Source organism: Arthrobacter sp. 01N444, assembly GCF_056399305.1.
In genome coordinates, this window is sequence record NZ_JBFTRB010000012.1 from 113174 (window position 1) to 132726 (window position 19553).

Below are 19553 nucleotides of genomic sequence, written 5' to 3' on the forward strand. Positions count from 1 at the left end.
GTCCAGGCAGCATGTCGCCCAGGAAAAGCACCGGATCCCTAGTAGCCACGACCCTGTGGAGGCTATTCGGGTTCCTGACGGCGAGCGCGGTGTGCGGCGTCCTGGCCGCCAGCCTTCTGGTGCCCACCGTGGCCGCGACCGGCGTCGCCGTCAGCGACTCGATCAAATTGTTCAACAGCCTCCCCTCGGAACTGACAGTTGATCCGCCGTCGGAATCGACCAGGGTGCTCACCGCCGACGGGAAACCGATCGCCACCTTCTATGCTGAAAACCGCGTGAAGGTCAGGCTCGACCAGATGTCCCCGTACATCAAGGACGCGATCGTCGCGATCGAGGACCGGCGATTCTACGAACATGCCGGCATTGACCCCCAGGGGATTCTCCGGGCGCTGGTGTCCAACCTGACCAACGGCGGAAGGCAGGGTGCCTCCACCCTGACCCAGCAGTACGTCACCAACGTGCTCAATGAATCCCTCGTGTCGGCGGACAAGGGCGACCAGATTGTCCTCAACGGGCAAAAGAGCATGGCCGACAAGATCCGCGAGATGAGGCTCGCCGTCGAACTGGAGAAGAAATACACCAAGGACCAGATCCTGGAGGGGTACCTGAACATCGTGTTTTTCGCCCGGGACGCCTACGGCATCGAAGCTGCGTCCCGCTACTTCTTCAACACCACTGCCAAGGACCTCACCCTGCCGCAGGCTGCCCTGCTGGCCGGCCTCGTGAACAGCCCCAGCTTCTATAATCCTGACGTCCATCCGGAAAACGCCGTCCAGCGGCGCAACCAGGTTCTCGCCAGGATGCTCAGCTATGGCGCCATCACCCAAGCGCAGCACGAAGCGGCCGTGGCCGCCCCGGTGGATCTCAAGATCACCCCCGGGAGGCAGGGATGCGCCGGCGCGGAAATGGCACCGTACTTCTGCGACTACGTCTCCCACCTCATTCTCAACAATCCGGCCTACGGCGCGGATATTGCCGAACGCGAGCGGAAGCTGTTCCGCGGCGGCCTGACCATCACCACCACCCTGGACAGCCGGCTCCAAGTGGCCGCGCAGGCGCAGGTCGATGCCACGGCCGGGGCCAACCCGGACAAGTGGGGCGCCGCGATGGTCTCCATCGCACCCGGCACCGGCAAGATCCTGGCGATGGCGCAAAACACCGTGTTTCTCCCGGCACCTGGCAAATTCGACACGCAACTGAACTTCAACGTCGATTCCAAGGACGCCAACGGCAACGACCTCAACGGCGCCGGCGGGTTCCAGCCCGGCTCCACCATGAAACCGTTCACGTTTGCCGAATGGCTCAACGAGGGCAAATCCCTTTCCGCCATGGTGGACGCGTCCCGGCGCTCCTATCCGCTCGGGTTCCGCTGGAGATCAAGCTGCGGCAGGGTGCTCGGGGCCTACAGCACCAGCCAGAAGAGCCTCGGCGCGGCGGACGACCTCCAGAACAACGACGCCGGGTACTACCGCCGCATGCGCGTGGACTACGGGCTGTATAACTCCATCAACACCGCCACCTTCGCCGAGGCCGCGCAACTCGACTTCTGCGGCATCCAGAAGATGGTCGATGCCGCCGGGCTCCACAGCGGCGTGGACAACGCCCAAATCAACATGCACCAGCTGGGCAATCTGCTGGGCGCCATTGGCGTGGCGCCTCTCCATCTGGCCAACGCGTTTGCCACTTTTGCCAACGACGGAACCTACTGCACGCCGATTGCCATTTCGGCAGTGAACGACGCGGCGGGACAGAAACTGCAGGCCGAGACCAGCTCCTGTCACAATGCGATCAAGCCCGAGGTCGCCCGCGGAGTGAACGCCGTGCTGCAGGACGTGCTGAAACGCGGGTCCGGCGTTTACATCAAGCCCAAGGTCCAGGAGCGGTTCCCGGTCGCGGCCAAGACAGGCACGTCCAATACCAATGGCGCCACCTGGGTGGTGGGCTACACAAGCGGCCTCGCTACGGCTTCCTTCTTCGGCGACGCCCTGGAGGGCCAGAAGAGGCCCGGGCAGAACATCACCATCAACGGCAAGTTCTACAAGGCCATTGACGGCTACATGCTCGCCGGCCCGCAGTGGGCGAACTACATGCGACAGGTCGCCCGTTACTACCCCACCGCCCCCTTCCCGGCGCCGCCGGAGTCCATGACCCGGACGCCCTCCGCGAGCCGCGCGCCCCCGACGACCCGCACGCCGTGCTTCCCCGGTGTTAGTGGCGCGCTGTGTCGCTGACACTGGCCCGAAATGCTCCGGATCCAAATCCGCACTCTATGCCAACGGGGCCCGGAGCCTCTATCCTCTTGCCATGGGAGACGGGGCCAATTTCCGGCGAGGGGAATCGCGCCACCGCGCGCGGGTGGCTCATGAATCCCGATAGCGCCCAGCCCCACGACAACTACGACGCGTTCCTGTCGAGGCTGGACGCCGCCACCAACAGCCTGAGCACCCGGGCCGCGTCGCTGGACAAAGCACTGGCAGCCGTTTCCCTCCTCTTGGGACCATCTGAGTCCGCCGTCCGGAAATGGGAACGACGGCGCCATTACGTCGGTGAGCAGCTCGCCGTTCACTCCGGGTCCCCGCAGTCCTACACCGCGCTGTGCGAGCTCCACGTCGTGGCAGGAAAGATGGAATCAATGCTCCGCGGCCGTGTCCAGCGTGTCACCGAGAAGCTGGCGGTCATGCAAGGGCGTCGTGAGGCCATCGACAAGTCACTGCTGGAGCTTGAGCTGAGCAGAATTAAGCTGACGTCGTCCCGGATGCTGTCACAGGACCGCGAAAAATTGAGCAGCATCTTTTCCGAAATCGCCGGCTCCACCGCGGCCAAAGGAGCCATTCCCGATATGGGGTTGCTGGGCGATCTCAAGGAAGCACGCGAGGCAATCATCCTGGCCGAAGCGCTCATGGAAGTGAAGGGGTACTAATCATGGAAATTTCACGGCGCGATCAGCCCCGGAAGGACATCGTCGCCCTCGTTCGCTGGTCAAAGAAACCGGGCGAAAGCCCCGTCTTCAAGTTCATCATGTCGAGTATTTTGGGGCTGATCCTGTGCCTGTTCCTGATGATCTTTCTGCCCTTCCTCAGAAGTTTCGGTGCCCTGCTTTTGTTCACCCTCTTCTTCGCCGCGCTTCTGACGGTGCGCACGGTCATGGCCCAGCAGCGCTTCATGCGGGGGCTGACCAAGAGGATCAATGACACCCTCGCAGAGGTCACGAGCAGCCCGGGTGACCAATTGTCGGTCAGCCAATTCCGGCACATGACCAAGACCGGCGAGCAGCTTCCGCTCCTTGTCAGCGGCGTACCCGGGCTGAACCTGCATGTGGCCCGGGCGTCAACGCTGGAGAAACATTCCCCCGAGAAATGGGTTGCGGTGTTCACGGTTGTGCCTCCGGAGAACGGAACCGCCAGCTTCGACCGCCTGGTGGCGGCAGCAGTCAACGCCGGCCCCGGTACCACCAGCGCGAAAGCGTCCTAGCGGCGGGAGCCTGCCGCCGTCGTTGCTCCAAATCATCCAGCGCCGCTGGTGACTCTTCGGCTATGGCGGGCAAGCGGGACGTTCTGCCCTAGCGTCTGGGCCCCAAAGACCCAACAGTGAGGACATGACGACCACGTCGGGTCGCAGGCTGTCTCTGCTCAGCAACTTGTGGGTTGCTGTTTTCTTCCCTCCCAGGAGTGCAGAGAATTCAGAGATCTGGTTCCGGGGACCGAAAATGACGCCAAGACAACATGTTGACCGGGTGAGCGCCGAGGACATGATGTCCCTGGACGCGGACATCGGCTCAGCGCCAATGCAAGTCGGGGCCATCCTCATGCTCAGCACGGACGGCAGCGACGATTCGGCACCCCTCCTGGAAGCACTGGCGCGTCGGCTCGGCGCTGTCCCCCGGCTGCGCCAGCGGCTGGTCTCTGTCCCCTTCGGCTGCGGGCGGCCCATTTGGGCGGATGATTCCGGCTTTGATCCGGCACACCATCTGGGCGTGATCGCCTGTCCGGCGCCCGTTGGTGAGGAAGCCGTGCTCAACATTGCAGCCGAAATGCTCGCTGCGCCGCTGTCCCGCGACCGTCCTCTCTGGTCAGCCAAGCTCATCACCGGCGTGAGCCAGGACCGGTCAGCGCTTGTTTTCGTTTTCCATCATGTCCTCACGGATGGAATTGGGGGTCTCGCGGTCCTGGAGGCCCTGGCAGCCGCGGAAGCCGGGTGGAACGGTCGCCGGGAGCCAGAGATTCCGTACTCGGCGCTGTACCTGGCCCTTGATGCTGCAAGGAGCCGATTCAACGCACTGGCCCGGCTGCCGGCCGCACTGCGGACCGCAGCCGCCGGAGCCTCCGAACTGCGGCAGACGGGCAAACCCCGGGCTGCCCGCACCTCACTCAACCGCCCGACAGGTCCGCAACGGACGCTTGCCGTCCTCCGCTGCGACATGGAGGCCGTCAGAGACGCCGCGCACATGCAGGGAGCGACCGTCAACGATCTCATCCTCACCGCCGTCGCGACCGCCCTGCACCGCCTGCTCCTGGCACGGGGCGAATATGTCGAAGAGTTCGTCATCTCTGTGCTGTTTTCGGCACGCCGCCACACGACAATCACCTATCTGGGGAACCGGAGCGGCATCATCCCGGTGACCGTTCCCGCGGTCGGTCCGGCCAAGGGCCGGGTGGCAACTGTTGCCGCAACGATGAGGAGTGTCAAGCAGCGGCCTCCCGGGGCCTCCACTGCAATCATCGGCCCCATATCCCGGGCCGCAGCGCACCTTGGCGCCTACCGCTTCGTCATAGACCACCAACACCTTGTCCATACATTCGTCACGAACCTGCGGGGGCCCGAACGCGCCCTGGCGATCGCGGGCAGGCCGGTAACCGGGATCATTCCACTCGGAGCGATCAGCGGTAACGTAACGGTTGCCTTTGCAGTCTTCTCCTACGCGGGCACGCTGACCATCACCACAATCGCCGATCCCGGGACTTGCCCGGACCTGACAGGACTGCGTGACGAACTTTCCAGCGCACTTGAAGCTCTGATGGTGACCGGGCCTTCATAAGCTTCGACCCGAGAATATCCGGTCATGAAGAGCCGACGGCTCGGCGCATTCTCCCCGGGTGGGATCCTAAGAGACTGACCGGGCGCCGGCTAACGGCGTATTTCCAGGCGTTTACGGACCTTTGTCCAAAAACCCGGACTGGCGCCATCGCGTGTCATCCGCCCGGTCCAGGGGCTCTTGGACGTGTCCCTCCGGTAGACATGCGCAACAGGAGCATTCCTGCTCACGAATGTCCGGCGGGCCGTCCAAGCTCAAGGTCATGCCCCGACCCTATTCGATGGACTGAGTGTCCTGCCCGCAACCGGGCCATAACTTTAGGCATTCGGGCCGCGCCCTCTTTGCCAGCTCGACTTCCTCACCAGCTGGAGTGCCACCGGAAAACGTCCGGCGGAACCGGCTGCGGCCACCGCAGCGACCATGCCTCCGGAACGCGAGTCGCAGGACGGACCGTGACGGTGCATGTCGCAAGCGCACACCACATGACCGTGGACATCCGGACGTGGCTGTTCCAGAATCGGGAATGTGCCCATAACCGAGCAGTACGGGCTTGTCTTCGACGGTGACCTGCCGCCGATGCGTTCCCTGCGCACGGCGTGGCTGCTGTCATTGTTCCTGGGCTTCAGCGGCGCGGACAGGTTCTACCTCCACAAGCCGTTTACCGGCACACTGAAGCTGTTGACGCTGGGCGGCGCCGGCATCTGGTGGCTCATTGACCTATTCCGGATCACCAATGAGTACGCTGCCGACGGGGCATCCATGCCGTTGGCCGGGACCAACTCCCTGCGACGCGGCCTGCGCCTGGCCTCGACTGTCCTGGTCGTCACGCTCGCCGGTGCGGTGGTCTGCGTCAGCGCCGCCCCCGTCACCAGGACTGTCAGCGCCACAGTTGCCGCGATGAACGCACTGCTGCATCCGGCCGCGCCGCCCCCGGTGAAAGAATGGGTCACCGTCGCGGAGGCCTCCGGCACAAAACTCCCGGGCCCACTCGTAACCCTCACCGGCAGGCTTCACATCGAGTACACCTTCACCGGGGCCGCCATTGCCTATCTCCAACCCGTGAAAGGACCGGCCCTCACCGTGCTGTCCCTGGCCAAGGCCGGCGCCGGGGCGATCGGCATCAGCCTGGCTCCGGGGACATACGCGCTGATAGTCAGCACCACCGGAGCCGTCTGGCACCTTACGGCCCAGGAATACCGGCCCTCCGGGTAGCACCGACTGAGCCTGAGCACGTCCGGGGGTTTCCGGGCCATGGCCTCGGTGTTTGCAGCGCCGTCGGCTCTGAGCCTGTTCCCTATTGAAGAGACGCGGTCAGGCGCGCCAGATTGTCGAATACTTTTTGGGCTACGGGCCGCCGGATCCAGTCCTCGAGCTGCAGCTCGCGGCTTTCCACGCGGTACCCGTCTTCGATCCCGCGAATTGCGTCCACAAAATCGCGCCCGTGCACAAGTACGGATACCTCCATGTTGAGGCTGAAGGAACGCACATCCATGTTGCTGGACCCAATCACCGCAACTTCCTCATCGATAGTGAAGTGCTTGGAGTGCAGCACCTTCGGCGCCCGGTAAAGGTAAATCCTGACGCCGGCGCGAAGCAGTGCTTCGTAGTACGAACGCTGCGCGTGATAGACCATGCTCTGGTCGCCGACCTCGGAAACAAAGAGCTCGACGCTTAGCCCCCGCGCAGCTGCCGTGACAATAGCCATGAGGATGGATTCGTCCGGGACAAAGTATGGACTGGTGATGCTGACGCGACGCTCAGCTTTGTGGATAAGCGTCGCGTAGAGCTTCAAATTGTTGTCGTTGTCGAAGCTGGGGCCACTGGGCAGGACTTGTGCGTCGATGAGTGCAGAATGATGACTGACGCCTATGGCGCTGGAATCCAGTGGTAGGATCACACCCGTTTCGCTGTACCAATCTGTCGCGAAGACCGCATCCAGCTCCCGGACCACTGGTCCTTCAACGCGCATCATCAGTTCGTGCCACTGAAGCCCGCGCTTCAGGTTGCTCTTCGTGTCGTAGCTCGCGTCGATGAGGTTCTGGGACCCCGTGAATCCCACGCGGCCATCGACGACGCAGATCTTCCGGTGATTGCGCAGGTCCGGCCTCTGCCATTCGCCACGCCACGGCCGCACCGGCAGCATGGGGCGATATTCCGCCCCTATCTCCTGGAGGAACTCCAGGGTTTCTTTCCGGCCGGGGAACTTCAGGCCAGCCAGATGATCCGACAGAACCCGCACGTCAACGCCGCGCCGTCGTGCCCGGGCCAGCGACTGAAAATACGGCTCTGTCGTTGCGTCCAGCACGAGGATGTAAAACTCCACGTGCACATAACTTGTGGCCGAATCAATATCAGCGATCATGGCATCGAAAGCTCCGTTGTACTCGCCCAACAGGGTCGCACTGTTGCCCGAGACCATAGGGAGGGCCCCAAGGTTGCTGTTCAACACCACCGCCGAATGCAGCCATTCCGGCCAATCAAGGCCGCGGCTAATGAACGGGCTGCCTTCAGTCCGTGACAGGACCAGAGCGTTAACTTCGCGCTGTTTGTCCCTGCGCGCCTTGGGCAGTTTCGAGTAACCAACGAAGAAATATGCGACGGCACCAAGGATCGGTATGAAAATTATGGCGAGCACCCAGGCAATGGCAGAGGATGGACGGCGATTCATCGACACCAGGACAGCTGCGACGGTCACGAGTAATATGTGGGCCGCCAGCAGGAGCAAGGCAAACGTTTCCGCGTCCTGGAAGAATCCGCGCACGGCTGCCTAAACGTACTTCAAGGCGCGAACGCCGTCAGACCAGCACCCGGCTCTTGGTTCCGTCAAAAAATCCCAATAGTTTTCCCGGAAACTCATTTGCTTTTCCTGCTCTCAAAGATGCGTTCTCGTTTCCGGGACGGCCTGTCCCATAGCCCTCCCTTTGGAGGGTATGACCATTGTTTGCATTAGGCCCGGCATGGGCCTCACCCGCTGCGGGTGAAATTCCGGAAATGCGTAGCGCGAGTTCCGAGTCGGGTTCGACCAGCTGGGCCCGCAGGCGACTGAAATCCCGGACCCGGTCCGCGGAATAGTCCGCCCGCCTGGCTGTAAGGGTCTGCAACCCGTTCCGAGCAGCGGCAGGGCCCGTGGCTGCGCCCGAGGAGGCGTCGCCGTTCGCAGTGGCCGCCAAGTAGACGGGCACGGAAAGGAAAGGCAGGCACCCCACGGGTGCCTGCCTTTACCATCGCCCATGCCGCGCTCAGTGGCTCTTGCGTGCGTCCTGCAGGTGCCGGTCGAGCTTTTCTTCGGCTTCGCGGCGCCGCTGACCGATGATGCGCAGCTGCTGCGTGATCGGATTTCCGTAGCCATCAACGTCGCGGTGATGCGTGCCCTTCACGCGCTCGGGGCCGGAGGGCAAGGTCACCCGCGGTTCAGTATTTTCGCCCATACCGGGATGATCCCACACTGCCCGCCGGCTGAAAAGGACGGCTATTGTCTCGAAGAACCGGCCGGCACGCCGGGTTCATTCCGGCTTCGTGTCCCGATGCAGGTCCGTGTCGAGGGCATGGGCGCTGGCCAACCTGGTCAGCAGGATGCCCAGCTGCGCAGACTGTTCGCTGGTCAGGGGGGCCAGGAGTTCGGCCTCGTGCCGTTCGGCGATTCCGCGCAGTGCTCCGAGAACCTTCGTACCCTCGGCCGTCAGCCGGAGCTCGTAGTTCCGCCGGTCGGCGCTGCTGCGCACGCGGGCCACCAGCCCTCGCGTTTCCAGCGAGTCGATGAGGGGAACAACGCGGCTCGGCACCGCGCCCAGGCGGTCGGCCAGGGACCGCTGGCTCAGTCCGGGGCTGCGGCCGAGCAGGCGGAGGACACCCGCGTCGCTTGGGGTCAGGCCGAGTTCGCGCGTGCGCTCGGCGAAGCGTGCCGAGGCCAGCGCCCCGAGCTGGGACAGCAGGAAAGCGGTTCGCTTCGGCCGCGGCGGATCCGGTGAGTCCATGCCCCAATATTACGCCATTGACAGAATCATTCAACAGGTGAATCATTTTAGTTGTGACGTAATTATCGGAAAGAAGCGATCATGACTGACCTGTCCTCCCACCACACTTCTCCGTCGACGCGACCCGGCGGCCCCAACCCGGGCATCCTGGCGGCCGTGAGCCTGGGACTCACGATCGCAGCTCTGCTCAGCAGCGCGATGCTCACCAACGGGCAGGCCTACGTCTCGCCCTTCTCCCCCGCCGGCCAGGTCGCGGCATATTTTCACGGGAACACCGACGCCGTGCGGCTCGCCAGCCTGTTCCAATTCGGCTCGGCGGTCCCGCTCGGCATCTTTGCGGCCACCGTTTACGCCCGGCAGCTCCGGCTTGGCGTGCGCGTCCCCGGGCCCGCAATCGGCTTCTTTGGCGGCATTGCCGCCTCGGTGTTCCTCATGCTCTCGGCCGCCGTGGGGTGGGTCCTGAGCCGCCCGGAAATCACCACGGATGTGCCGCTGACCCATGCATTGTCGTTTCTCGCATTCATCACGGGCGGCGTCGCCTATGTCGTCGGTTTGGGACTCCTCATCGCCGGAATCGCCGTCCCCGCCCTCATCCTGCGCTTCGTGCCGCGCTGGCTGGCCTGGGCCGGCCTGGTCATCGCCGCCCTGTCCGAACTAAGTTTCCTCTCCATGGTGATCGAGCCGCTCCAGTTCCTGCTGCCCGTCGGGCGGTTCGGCGGCCTCCTCTGGCTTGTTGCCGTCGGATTCCTGTTGCCGCGGAGCCGGGCTGCCGCGAACCGACGCGAACCGTGAGCCTGTCGAGCTGGCCGCCCGGTCTAGGCTCCCTCCCCGGAAAAGCCTCCGAGCACGCCCGCATCCGCGCGGCCATAGCGCACGCGCTCGATGGGACGGTGATGCAGCAGGGGTTGGCGGGCGGCTGAACGGCGCCCGGTCGACCGTCCGGCGCCTGATGTCCGGGGCTGTGCGGGCGTTTCCGCCGCCCCTTCGTCCTTGACGAGTGTCAGGTTGGTTCGGCGGTCCCGGGCAGTTTCTTCCCGGAGGGCGATCAGGTGTTCCGCCAGCGCTGCTTCCGGCCGGCCCGGGTTGGCCTGCAGCAAACGGCACAGCTGCTCCCGTGCACGGGCCTGCCCCGGCGAAGAATCAGACAGCACTTCGGCGATGATCTCGGTGGCCTGCAGGCGTATCCCCCGCGCCCAGCTGTCCTCCGGCCCATTGACCGACGCGCCCGTGGGCGTGTGTCCGTGTGAGGGTTCCGCACGGGACGACAAGTCAATGGACATTGGCGATTCCTTTGTTCCCGTTCCGGCAGAGCCCGGAACCGGCCACGATCCCGAGAGCCCTGCATACATTCCTGGAGCCAGCGGGGCGGAAGACCGTGAAGACACTTTACAACGGGAAAGACCGGTCTGTCTCGGATCGGGAGTGGATTTGATTGCGGTGCCAGGCCCTGTGGCAATTCCTAATCGCGGCTCTGGATGACTTCCTTCAGCCATGCGATTGCGTCGGTCCTGGATGTAAAGAACTCGTGCGGGTACTTGGTCTCCCGGCTCGTGGCGGAAGCGATCACCCTGTCGACTGTGCTGGATCCGAGGACCGCGATGGCCACCACGCCCCTGCTCTGTGCGAATTGGTATCTGGCCGCCGCGCTGAACACCACGTCGGTCATCTCGGAGAGCATTGGCATCGGCGTCCCGCCACTGATCCGATCCACGGCAAGCATGGCGTCCCTGGCATCTTCTGCGTCCACAAAGGAACCCGGGCGCCAGACGCTCTCGAGTATCCCAGCATCGACGCTGAGCGAGTTCTTCCCGTCGGCGGCGTCGATTGGTCCCTGCATCATGCCGTTGATCCTAGGCCCGAACTGCGGCGGCGCCCGGCACCGCGCCCATGGTGTGGCCGGCGAACGCCGCACGGCGTGGATTCTGGCCTCGCCTGCGGAACAACCGCGGGGTGCCGTACGTTGCACTTAGCCTAGTTAAGACTCGAGAAAGCGAACAAGCCACGTGGCAACCGATTACGACGAAGTCCGCTCGGACGTTAAGGAAACCCAGGAAAACTCCCTGGAAGCACTTCAGTCCGCCAACGCACCGGACGCCCGCAGCGTCGTCCAGGAACTGGACGAGGCCGACGGGCTGGACGGGGCCGGAGTCCCCGGCGGCGAGTTCATCGCCGAAGAGCTGATTGTGCAGGTCATCCCGCAGGCCGACGACGAGTTCACCTGCAGCTCCTGTTTCCTGGTCCGGCACCGTTCCCAGATCGCCCGGCGGTCCGGCACCGATATCTACTGCACGGACTGCGAGGGCTAAAAGCGGGGAAGGCCCAAAGGCAGGTCCGTGTTTTCACTCGGATCGGGTGGCCATGATGGCGGTATTGGCGCGGACGAGTCCGAAGGTAGCCGTCACGGCCGCCAGCGCGAGCAGGATGCTGAAGGACAGCGCGGCATAGTATCCGGGGCCGGGCCAGGTGATGTTCCGGCCCCCGCCAAATGAGATAACCATCAGCCAGGCCACGAAGAATCCGAGCCCGGCTGACAGCAGAAGCACTGCCACAAGGGGAACCGCGGCCTCTCTTGCGATGATCCCGCGAACAACTTCAACGGGCATGCCCATCAGCCGCATCAGGCCCAGCACGCGTTTTCGGTCCAGGATCGCGGCAGCCGTGGACACGGCCAGCGAAATGCCGGCGATGACTACGGCGACGAAGGCGCCGAGGTAGGCAAGGGCCGCCAGCCCCTGGATGAGTCGGGCGCTGCTCGTCGTTGCGGTGTCCGCTCGGGAGGTGGCGGGCGTGGCAGTGACCCCCGACGTATTCAAGGCCGTGCGCGCCCGGTCAATCGCCGCAGGTGTCCCGTCGGTACCGGCTACCATGACCACCGGAGCCAGGCCGGCCAGGCTCTGGACGGGCGCGGCCGTGAGCGGGACCGGCGCGGTGGTCCAGGAATTCAAGAACGACGCATCGAAGGCCGCAAGGTGCTCTGCCCGGCTCTCCGGGAACCCGAGTGATGGTGCATCCCCGGCCGCGATGTATATGTCATCGATGCCCGTCGGGCCGGGGGCAGCAGGGGCGTAGCCGATGGTGACGTCGCGGATTCCGGCACGTTCCCCAGCCCTCTGGGCAGCGGCCGACACCTGGCCGGCAGCGTGTCCGGCCGCCACGAGCGCGTAGACGCTGGTGGGCAGGAGCAATCCCGGACGGGCCTCAGGCGGTTCAGCGGTTTCAATTGCGCTGGCGCCTCCGGCGAAGACGGAGACCATGAAGACGGCAATGACCAGCCCGGACACGGAGCGGAAGGTGGCAACGGGCGTTCTGCTGATGCGGCTGGCGGCGATGACCGAGGCTGCGCTGCGCGCCTGGTGCAGGCCGATGGTGCTGGCCATCCGGGTCAGCCACGGGCCGATGGTGACGATGCCGGCGGCGGTCAGCGCGAAGCCGCCGAGCAGCAGCGGAGAAGTCCACGGGTTGCCGTCCGTGTCGATCCTGGCCAGAACGGCGCCTGTGGCCATGCCCGCCAGGCCGGCCAGCAACGGCACGGCCCGCCACAGCGTGGGCGCTTTCTCATGCACGGCCCGTGTAACTCCCAGCGGGCCAATGCCCGTCCGGGCAGTGCGCCCCGCGGCCACCAGCGCGCACGCAGCCACCACGAGCAAGACGGCGGCCAGCGCAGATTCCGCGCCGAAGGTGAAATCCGCCACGAACACTCTGGTGCCGTTGACGGGGATCTGGGCTGCGACCGGCCCGAACACAGCCGCCATGACGACGCCGAGCAGGGCACCGGCCAGGCTGGGGATGGCGGTCTCCACGGCCGCCATTCCTGAAATCAGCCGCGGCGACGCGCCGATGAGGCGAAGGGTGGCAAAGCGTTCCCGGCGCTGTGCCGCGCCCAGGCCTGTCGCGATGCTGACCAGCAGGAGCACCGGGAACAGCACCGCGATTCCGCCGACCAGCAGCGCCGTGCGGTACAGGCTGGCGCTCTCGCCGTAGGGATTGGTGGTGAAGTCCGTGACGAACATTGCCGCCGGACCCTGCCGGAGCCGGGCCTCCGTAACGCCGGTGATGACCACCAAGGCATCGGGGCCCGGGAGGGCGGCGTCGTCGATGACGCCCGCAAAGTGACCGTACCGGTCCCCCAGCTCCTCAGCCGGAGTCGATTCGATCAGTCGCTGCAGGGCAGGCGAAGCGTAGTACTCTCCGGGTGCCGGCGTGGCCTCGATGCCCGGAATTTTCACGGTGGTTGTGGGGAGCGCGGCGATGTCGCGATGACTGATGAGCTGGTCGCGGAAGATGTCGCCCGGGAATCCCAGCAGAATCTTGTCCGGTGTCAACGGGATCGGTTCCGGACGGCCGCTGGCGGTGAGCCCGTCGGCTGCCAGCGGAAGTGTGACCGAGGGTTGGCCCAGCTCGCGGAGCCAGGCGCCCCGCGCGTCGCGCTGGGCCAGACCGTTCGCCGCACTCCACAGCAGGAGCACCAGGCACACGCCGATTGCCACGCCGCCGCCCACACCGGCCATCCGGCCCCAGGAGGACCTGCTGCCAAGCAGCGCTATTTTCAGGAGTGCCGGGTTCATGCCGGCACCCGGTGGCCGGCAGCGACGCTTCCGTCGCGCATGATCACTTCCCGGTCGGCATATGCGGCGGTCCGGGCGTCGTGGGTGATCATCACTACGGTGGTGCCGGCTTCCCGGACAAGGTCCAGCATCAGCGTCAGGACGTTCTCGGCCGCCAGGGAATCCAGGGACCCGGTGGGTTCATCGGCGAACAAGACTGCGGGAGAGGTCACCAGGGCACGGGCGATGGCCACCCGCTGGGCCTGGCCTCCCGAGAGCTCCCCCGGCAGCTTGGCAGTGCATCCGTCCAGCCCGAGCCGTTCGAGCACTTCCTGCGAGCGCCGGCGTGCTTCGGCCCGTTTGGTACCGCCCAGAAGCAGGGGAAGGCTGACATTGTCCAGCGCCGTGAGTTCGGGCAGCAGCTGGCCAAACTGGAAAACGAAGCCGAAGTCGGTCAAACGCAGCCGGGACCTTTCAGCCTCACCCAGTCCGCTGATGCTGACGGGCTCCTGGCCGCGGGGCGCATAGGCCACGGCGCCGCCGTCCGGGGCAAGGATGCCGGCCAGGCAGTGCAGCAGGGTGGACTTACCCGACCCCGACGGGCCCATGACCGCGAGTACCTCACCGGCGTGAACGTCGATGTCGATACCGCGCAGCGCCTCGGTCTGTCCGAACGCGTGGCGGACACCGCGGGCGCTGAGGATGGGTGCAGTGGTGTCGATCGTGCTCATGCGCTCTGGAGCTCCTTTTGGAGTTGGGACAGCCGGGCACTGGTCAGCTCGATCCAGCGCAGGTCAGCCTCGATGTGGAAGAGGCCGTAGTCGCACATCAGCACCTGCAGCAGGTCGGCGTCGCGCTTGAGGCGGGTCAGTTCGCGCATCCGGGCCATGTGCTCGGCGCGCTGCGCATCCAACAACCGGTCGGCGTCGTCGTCGAGCAGCAAGGCGACCACGGTCTTGGCGAACAGCTCGCTCTGCAGGGTTTCGGAGGGCACATCGGGGGTGAAGAGCCACTGCCGCACCTTGTCCCTGCCGGCAACGGTGGCCTCATACTTCTTGCGGTCCGGACCGCCGCCGCTCTCCTCGCCCAAGGCGATGATCAGCTCGTCACGGAACATCCGGGCCAGCGTGGAATACACCTGCCCGAATGCCAACGGTTTCTGGGTGCCGAAATAGCGGTCATAGGAATGCTTCAGGTCGTACCCATAGCTGGGCTCCCGGCTCAGCAGCCCGAGGAGGGCAAGAGAGTTGTTCACACCCCCATCTATACACTCAGTGCATAGTCGGAGTCCAGCGCATATAGTCGGGCTTTCGTGGGCCAGGCGGCCTCACCTCGGACCGGTACCAAGGTTTTCCAAAGTTGCGGTGGGGATCATGGGCGACATTCCACAACTGCATTGGGGGCACGGTCATGACTTCTCAGACCGAGATCGTTTCTGCTCGAGACAACGGGCGTGCTGTTTCACCCAAATGGACATCCCGAGACCTGGATGGGAAATCGGTGATGAGGCAGCACTTCAGGGGGCTCCTGCGTCGGACAGCGGTCATCCTCGTGCTGGCCGTGGCCGGCGTCGGCGCAATCAGCGGGGCTGCACAGGCCGCGCCCAGCCACGACAACCCCCATTACACGGCGGGCGCTTCCGGCAGCGGGGACGCGTATTTCCCGTTCGCCGGCAACGGCGGCTACGACGTCCTGCACTACGACCTCGCCCTCCGCTATTCGCCACCGACCAGTCCCGCGGTGCTCGCAGGCCGCCTCAGCGGGGTCGCGACTGTCACCCTCCGTGCGAAGCAGAACCTGGAGTCGCTCAACTTCGACCTGCGCGGCCTCGGCGTCACGTCGGTCCGGGTCGACGGCAAGGCCGCCAAGTGGTCCCAAGTCCAGAACGACGCGAACCGGATCTGGGAACTCACGGTCGGGCTGCGGCCGAAACTGAAGGCCGGACAGACGACGTCGATCGTGATCGAGTACGGCGGAATCACCGGCCGGCCGCTCGACACCACCGGAGCGCTCTACGGTTGGGTCACCACCGCTGACGGTGCTATGGTCGTCAACGAGCCCGAGGGTGCGGCGACCTGGTATCCCGTGAATGACGACCCTGAAGACAAGGCGACCTATACGTTCCGCATCACGGTGCCGGCGGGGAAGACGGCCGTGGCGAACGGCCTGCCCGTCGGCCGGCCGGCGACGAAGGCGGGATGGACCACGTGGACGTGGAAGGCCTCGGACCCGATGGCCAGCTATCTGTCGACGGCGAACGTCGGCGACTTTGCCCTGTCGTACGACGTCGGTCCGCACGGGCTGCCCATCATCAATGCGATCGACGCGGACGTGACGGGAGCGGCACTGGCCGAGACGAAGGCGTCGCTTGCGTTGCAGCCCAAGATGATCGCATTCCTTGAGGGCCAGTTCGGGCGGTACCCGTTCGAGGCCTTCGGCGCGATTGTCGACGACGACACGGTCGACTATGCGCTGGAGACGCAGACGCGGCCGGTCTACTCGGAGGTTGCGGACGAATACACGGTGGTGCACGAACTCGGGCACCAGTGGTTCGGAGACGCGGTGAGCCCGTCCGACTGGCAGGACATCTGGCTGAACGAGGGCTGGGCGACGTACATCGAGTGGCTGTGGGCCGAACACCAAGGCACGGCCACGATGCCGGAACAGTTCGAGGACGCGGTGGCATACCTCGACGCGAACAACCGCTGGGCGCTGAACATCGCAGACCCGGGCCGTGACAACTTGTTCGCGGGCCAGGTCTACCTCCGCGGTGCGGCTGCCCTCTACGCGCTGCGCGCGAAGATCGGGGACGCGGCATTCCTCAGCGGCACCCGGACGTGGTTGAGCCGCTACAACGACTCGACGGCGACGACGGAAGACTTCGAAGCCGTGATGGAAAAGGCCTCCGGCCAGCAGCTCGACGCGTTCTTTGACGACTGGCTGCGCGAAGGCGACCGCCCGGCGATGCCACAGCAAGCGGGAGCGAAAACTCTCGCGATCGCAGGACCGGCCCCCACGCATTCCCACAACTCGCCGAGGAGCACACTCCGGTAGTGGTGGGCTTGCCAAGATGATGATTCCCACCTGCGCCTTCTTCGGCCCCATCGCGGTACGCATCGGGACGACCCCGCGCTGAGGTTAGAAGGCCATCAACGGGCCCAGTCGTTCTCGCAACCCGGCAACGTGAACGGGTACTGATGTCCCCACCGAGAGCGTTGGGCCGAGCAACAGAGGAACCGCGCTTGCTGTCCAATCGGCCCAGACGGTCGCCGCCGCTTCGCCCATTGAATGAATTGCGTGCCTCTGACGAGATTCATATCGCTCCTTGGCCAATTCCGCGTCGATCTCGCACCAGATCTCTACTACGTTCGGGCTTCCCGATTGAGCGATGCCTTTGGCCGCGTGGTCCAGGTCACGTGGGCGGTACCACCACGATTCCACAATCGCCGCCCCCGGGATCGACGCCGCCAACTGCCACATGGTGTCGGAAGCGATCTGCCCGAGCCGGCCGCTTCCGACATTCCCTAACGCGATGTCCGCGAGTGCTTCCTTGAGGTTGTCCTTGGAGATGACGGGGATTGACAGTGCCTGGCCGAGTTGACGACTGAGCGTGGTCTTCCCGGAGCCAGGAAGACCATTTATCAGAATCAGGGTTTTAGCGATTGGCTCTACCTCCGCGACGCCTTGAGGGCCATCGCCGATCCCCCTCCGCGCCTGACGGGCTCGGCGGCGGCGACCATGCCGCCGTCGGGCAGAAACTCGATGGCGGTCGCGGCGCCGATCTCCGCTGCCGACGTGAACGCATCCCCCGACGGCGTGAGCTGATGGCCAAACGGTGCCAGCTGGCTGCCGTACTTGGCGATGAACTCCGGTTCGGCCGTGACCTTGGCCGTATTCCGTTGCGAGGCACGCGGTGCGGCGATCGCCTCGGAGATGGTCATGCCAAGATCCACCCGGTTCAGGACGGTCTGCAGGACAGTTGTGATGATGGTCGATCCGCCGGGCGAACCGAGGGCGAGGAACGGCTTGCCCTCCTTGAGGATGATGGTCGGCGACATGGACGAGCGCGGGCGCTTCCCCGGCTCGATCCGGTTCGGGTCGGCCGGGTCGTAGACGGTCGAGAAATCGGTCAGCTCGTTGTTGAGCAGGAAGCCGCGGCCGGGGACCACCATGCCGGACCCTCCGGTCTGCTCGATCGTGAGCGTGTAGTCGACCACGTTCCCCCACTTGTCCGCGACGGTCAGGTTGGTCGTCGAGATGTTCTCGGTGTCCAACTCGACCGCAGGCGCGACGGCGGCGGCCGGGCACGCGCCGTCGTACGAGGACACGTTCCCCGGCGCTACCGGCTTCGCCGCCGCGTGCAGCGGATCAATCTGGCAGGCGCGCTCCTTGCCGAACACCGGGTCCGTGAGCGCGGCGGTGGGAACGCTCACGAACGCGGGGTCACCCACGTACTTGCCACGGTCCGCGAAAGCAAGCGCGCTGGCCTCGAGGTAGTGGTGCAGGGCGCCCGGCGTGGACATCCCGGACAGGTTGGAAGGCTCCAGGATGTTCAGCGCCTCGCCCACCGTGGTGCCGCCGCTGCTGGAGGGCGCCATGCCGTAGACGTCCAGGTCGCGGTAGTCCACGTGCGTGGGCGCCTGATCCAGGGCGCGGTATGCGGCGAGATCCGCCGTCGTCAGGTGGCCTGCCGGAACGGGCAGCTTTGTGTTGGAAGTCTTGGGCGGAGCCTGCACCGTGGCCGCGATCTCGGCCGCAAGCGGCCCGCCGTAGAAGCCGTCCGTGCCCTTTTTCGCGAGGAGCCGGTATGTATCGGCGAGGTCGTGGTTCTGGAAGACACTGCCGACGGCGGGGGCGTCACCGCCCGGGAGGTAGAGGCTGCTGGTCGAGGGAAACGCCTCGAACCGGGCTTTGTTGTCGAGGGTCTGCTGGCGGAACGTCTTATCGACCACGAATCCACGGGTGGCCACGTTGATGGCAGGCTTGAGTGCATCGCCGAGGCTCAACGTGCCCCACCGGTCCAGGGCACGCGCCCAGGTGGCCGGGGTGCCGGGGACGCCAACGGAGACGCCGCTTGTGACGAGCTCGGGCGTGAAATTGAAGGGCTTGCCGGTCGCCGGGTCGATGAACGCGTCGTGCGGCATTCCTGCCGGTGCGGTCTCCCGGCCGTCGATCGTGCCCACCTTGCCGGTCTTCGCGTCGTAGAACACGAAGTAGCCTCCGCCGCCAATCCCGGCACTGTATGGCTCAGTCACGCCAAGGGTCGCGGCTGCGGCGACGGCGGCGTCCGCTGCGTTGCCGCCCTTGCGGAGGACCTCAATCGCCGCAGCGGATGCCTCCGGATCCACGGTGCTCACCGCTCCGCCGTACCCAGTGGCGGTTGGCGTCTTTGCGGTCTCCCGCGGATCGGCCTGCGCAGGGGCGGCGAGGGCGCCACCCGTCACGCTCAATGCCAGGGCCGCCGTGACAGCCGCCAACCCACGTGTCATATATGCCATGATCGCTCCCGAGTCCGTGTTACGCGTATTGACAATGCTTGTCACGCTACTACGTGGGCGTGCGACACTCAACACTCGCGTCGATGGCATTGGATGATCTTTCAGCAGCCGCTGGGTGACTTCAGTTTCAGCAAAATTGTCGGTGGCTCCTGAGATGATCTGAGTGTGGAGAGCAGGACAGTGTTGAGTGCGGAGAGCGGGGCGGCCGTGGAGGCCGTCGCCGCCTCCGTTGCCGCGCTTGCCGCCTTGGCCGGATCGGCCGCTAGCGATTCTTCGCCGGACGCGGATCCGTTGCGGCGGCTGGCGGAGGGTTGCCTGGACGGACTTGCCGAGGTCGCGCGGCTGGAGGCCCGGACGGCCGCGTTGAGGGTGCGGCTGACCGCCGACTACGCGCAGGCAACCAGGTTCCTGGCGCCGCCGGCGCCGTCACCGCGGGACCGTGCCGTACAGGAGATGGCACTGGTGGCCGAGGTCGCCTGTGTCCTGACCGTCAGCGAACGCGCCG

18 protein-coding genes and 1 pseudogene are annotated in these 19553 nt (G+C 65.3%); 9 read left to right on the forward strand and 10 right to left on the reverse strand.

What is annotated here, in order from left to right:
* The first annotated feature begins 11 nt into the window (after window positions 1-11).
* The 5 genes from AC1DKN_RS14485 (at window position 12) to AC1DKN_RS14505 (ending at window position 6244) form a co-directional block, all read left to right on the forward strand.
* Complete coding sequence (locus AC1DKN_RS14485) at window positions 12-2231, forward strand: transglycosylase domain-containing protein (RefSeq protein WP_476871663.1); 2220 nt, start codon at window positions 12-14, stop codon at window positions 2229-2231.
* 131 nt (window positions 2232-2362) lie between these two features.
* Window positions 2363-2920, forward strand: coding sequence for a hypothetical protein (locus AC1DKN_RS14490; RefSeq protein WP_476871664.1), 558 nt, complete (start codon window positions 2363-2365; stop codon window positions 2918-2920).
* Window positions 2921-2922: 2 nt separating this feature from the next.
* Window positions 2923-3471 (forward strand): hypothetical protein, encoded by a 549-nt coding sequence (locus AC1DKN_RS14495; RefSeq protein ID WP_476871665.1) that lies wholly within the window; start codon window positions 2923-2925, stop codon window positions 3469-3471.
* 262 nt (window positions 3472-3733) lie between these two features.
* Window positions 3734-5035 (forward strand): wax ester/triacylglycerol synthase domain-containing protein, encoded by a 1302-nt coding sequence (locus AC1DKN_RS14500; protein WP_476863684.1) that lies wholly within the window; start codon window positions 3734-3736, stop codon window positions 5033-5035.
* Window positions 5036-5557: 522 nt separating this feature from the next.
* Window positions 5558-6244: a TM2 domain-containing protein gene (locus AC1DKN_RS14505; protein ID WP_476858356.1), complete on the forward strand. Its 687-nt coding sequence runs from the start codon at window positions 5558-5560 to the stop codon at window positions 6242-6244.
* 82 nt (window positions 6245-6326) lie between these two features.
* On the opposite strand, the gene cls is transcribed toward AC1DKN_RS14505, so the two are convergent.
* From cls to AC1DKN_RS14520, 3 genes are all read right to left on the reverse strand, one after another.
* The gene (gene cls / locus AC1DKN_RS14510; RefSeq protein ID WP_476850071.1) at window positions 6327-7793 is read right to left on the reverse strand and encodes a cardiolipin synthase; all 1467 of its coding nucleotides are present in this window, start codon (window positions 7791-7793) and stop codon (window positions 6327-6329) included.
* 478 nt (window positions 7794-8271) lie between these two features.
* On the reverse strand, window positions 8272-8460 hold the full coding sequence (locus AC1DKN_RS14515; protein WP_476858354.1) for a hypothetical protein: 189 nt from the start codon (window positions 8458-8460) through the stop codon (window positions 8272-8274).
* 75 nt (window positions 8461-8535) lie between these two features.
* On the reverse strand, window positions 8536-9006 hold the full coding sequence (locus tag AC1DKN_RS14520) for a MarR family winged helix-turn-helix transcriptional regulator (RefSeq protein ID WP_476871666.1): 471 nt from the start codon (window positions 9004-9006) through the stop codon (window positions 8536-8538).
* Window positions 9007-9087: 81 nt separating this feature from the next.
* On the opposite strand from AC1DKN_RS14520, the gene AC1DKN_RS14525 reads away from it, so the two are divergent.
* Window positions 9088-9798, forward strand: a complete 711-nt coding sequence (locus AC1DKN_RS14525; RefSeq protein WP_476871667.1) for a hypothetical protein — start codon at window positions 9088-9090, stop codon at window positions 9796-9798.
* Window positions 9799-9821: 23 nt separating this feature from the next.
* Here the strand turns inward: AC1DKN_RS14525 and AC1DKN_RS14530 are convergent, their stop codons facing one another.
* Both AC1DKN_RS14530 and AC1DKN_RS14535 read right to left on the reverse strand, forming a co-directional pair.
* Window positions 9822-10286 carry a hypothetical protein gene (locus AC1DKN_RS14530; RefSeq protein WP_476871668.1) on the reverse strand — a complete coding sequence of 155 codons (465 nt, stop codon included), beginning with the start codon at window positions 10284-10286 and terminating at the stop codon, window positions 9822-9824.
* Between the two features lie 179 nt (window positions 10287-10465).
* The gene (locus AC1DKN_RS14535) at window positions 10466-10846 is read right to left on the reverse strand and encodes a DUF7793 family protein (RefSeq protein WP_476850075.1); all 381 of its coding nucleotides are present in this window, start codon (window positions 10844-10846) and stop codon (window positions 10466-10468) included.
* A 163-nt stretch (window positions 10847-11009) separates the two neighbouring features.
* Between AC1DKN_RS14535 and AC1DKN_RS14540 the strand changes: the two genes are divergently transcribed.
* Window positions 11010-11312 (forward strand): DUF4193 domain-containing protein, encoded by a 303-nt coding sequence (locus AC1DKN_RS14540; RefSeq protein WP_476850076.1) that lies wholly within the window; start codon window positions 11010-11012, stop codon window positions 11310-11312.
* 33 nt (window positions 11313-11345) lie between these two features.
* Here the strand turns inward: AC1DKN_RS14540 and AC1DKN_RS14545 are convergent, their stop codons facing one another.
* The 3 genes from AC1DKN_RS14545 to AC1DKN_RS14555 are packed head-to-tail and all read right to left on the reverse strand — an operon-like array spanning window position 11346 to window position 14805.
* A complete protein-coding gene (locus tag AC1DKN_RS14545; RefSeq protein ID WP_476871669.1) occupies window positions 11346-13571 on the reverse strand; it encodes an FtsX-like permease family protein in 2226 nt (741 codons plus the stop codon).
* Window positions 13568-14281 (reverse strand): ABC transporter ATP-binding protein, encoded by a 714-nt coding sequence (locus tag AC1DKN_RS14550; RefSeq protein ID WP_476871670.1) that lies wholly within the window; start codon window positions 14279-14281, stop codon window positions 13568-13570. The genes AC1DKN_RS14545 and AC1DKN_RS14550 overlap by 4 nt, the downstream gene beginning before the upstream one ends.
* On the reverse strand, window positions 14278-14805 hold the full coding sequence (locus AC1DKN_RS14555; RefSeq protein ID WP_476871671.1) for a PadR family transcriptional regulator: 528 nt from the start codon (window positions 14803-14805) through the stop codon (window positions 14278-14280). The genes AC1DKN_RS14550 and AC1DKN_RS14555 overlap by 4 nt, the downstream gene beginning before the upstream one ends.
* A gap of 248 nt (window positions 14806-15053) precedes the next feature.
* Here AC1DKN_RS14555 and AC1DKN_RS14560 point away from each other — a divergent pair, with 248 nt between their 5' ends.
* Window positions 15054-16604, forward strand: a complete 1551-nt coding sequence (locus tag AC1DKN_RS14560; protein WP_476871672.1) for a M1 family metallopeptidase — start codon at window positions 15054-15056, stop codon at window positions 16602-16604.
* Window positions 16605-16688: 84 nt separating this feature from the next.
* On the opposite strand, the gene AC1DKN_RS14565 is transcribed toward AC1DKN_RS14560, so the two are convergent.
* Entirely contained in the window at window positions 16689-17252 is a 564-nt protein-coding gene (locus AC1DKN_RS14565) for a P-loop nucleotide/nucleoside kinase family protein (RefSeq protein ID WP_476871675.1), read from the reverse strand.
* Window positions 17219-19039, reverse strand: coding sequence for a gamma-glutamyltransferase (gene ggt / locus AC1DKN_RS14570; RefSeq protein ID WP_476858755.1), 1821 nt, complete (start codon window positions 19037-19039; stop codon window positions 17219-17221). The genes AC1DKN_RS14565 and ggt overlap by 34 nt, the downstream gene beginning before the upstream one ends.
* Before the next feature lie 174 nt (window positions 19040-19213).
* Here ggt and AC1DKN_RS14575 point away from each other — a divergent pair.
* Window positions 19214-19553, forward strand: a pseudogene (locus tag AC1DKN_RS14575) (HNH endonuclease signature motif containing protein); the annotation flags it as partial.

Excerpts from the sequence above, each read along its gene's own strand:
- AC1DKN_RS14485 (WP_476871663.1), top strand. The coding sequence starts at position 12 with ATGTCGCCCAGGAAAAGCACCGGATCCCTAGTAGCCACGACCCTGTGG.
- AC1DKN_RS14490 (WP_476871664.1), top strand. The coding sequence starts at position 2,363 with ATGAATCCCGATAGCGCCCAGCCCCACGACAACTACGACGCGTTCCTG.
- AC1DKN_RS14495 (WP_476871665.1), top strand. The coding sequence starts at position 2,923 with ATGGAAATTTCACGGCGCGATCAGCCCCGGAAGGACATCGTCGCCCTC.
- AC1DKN_RS14515 (WP_476858354.1), bottom strand. The coding sequence starts at position 8,460 with ATGGGCGAAAATACTGAACCGCGGGTGACCTTGCCCTCCGGCCCCGAG.
- AC1DKN_RS14520 (WP_476871666.1), bottom strand. The coding sequence starts at position 9,006 with ATGGACTCACCGGATCCGCCGCGGCCGAAGCGAACCGCTTTCCTGCTG.
- AC1DKN_RS14525 (WP_476871667.1), top strand. The coding sequence starts at position 9,088 with ATGACTGACCTGTCCTCCCACCACACTTCTCCGTCGACGCGACCCGGC.
- AC1DKN_RS14530 (WP_476871668.1), bottom strand. The coding sequence starts at position 10,286 with ATGTCCATTGACTTGTCGTCCCGTGCGGAACCCTCACACGGACACACG.
- AC1DKN_RS14535 (WP_476850075.1), bottom strand. The coding sequence starts at position 10,846 with ATGATGCAGGGACCAATCGACGCCGCCGACGGGAAGAACTCGCTCAGC.
- AC1DKN_RS14545 (WP_476871669.1), bottom strand. The coding sequence starts at position 13,571 with ATGAACCCGGCACTCCTGAAAATAGCGCTGCTTGGCAGCAGGTCCTCC.
- AC1DKN_RS14550 (WP_476871670.1), bottom strand. The coding sequence starts at position 14,281 with ATGAGCACGATCGACACCACTGCACCCATCCTCAGCGCCCGCGGTGTC.
- AC1DKN_RS14560 (WP_476871672.1), top strand. The coding sequence starts at position 15,054 with ATGAGGCAGCACTTCAGGGGGCTCCTGCGTCGGACAGCGGTCATCCTC.
- ggt (WP_476858755.1), bottom strand. The coding sequence starts at position 19,039 with ATGACACGTGGGTTGGCGGCTGTCACGGCGGCCCTGGCATTGAGCGTG.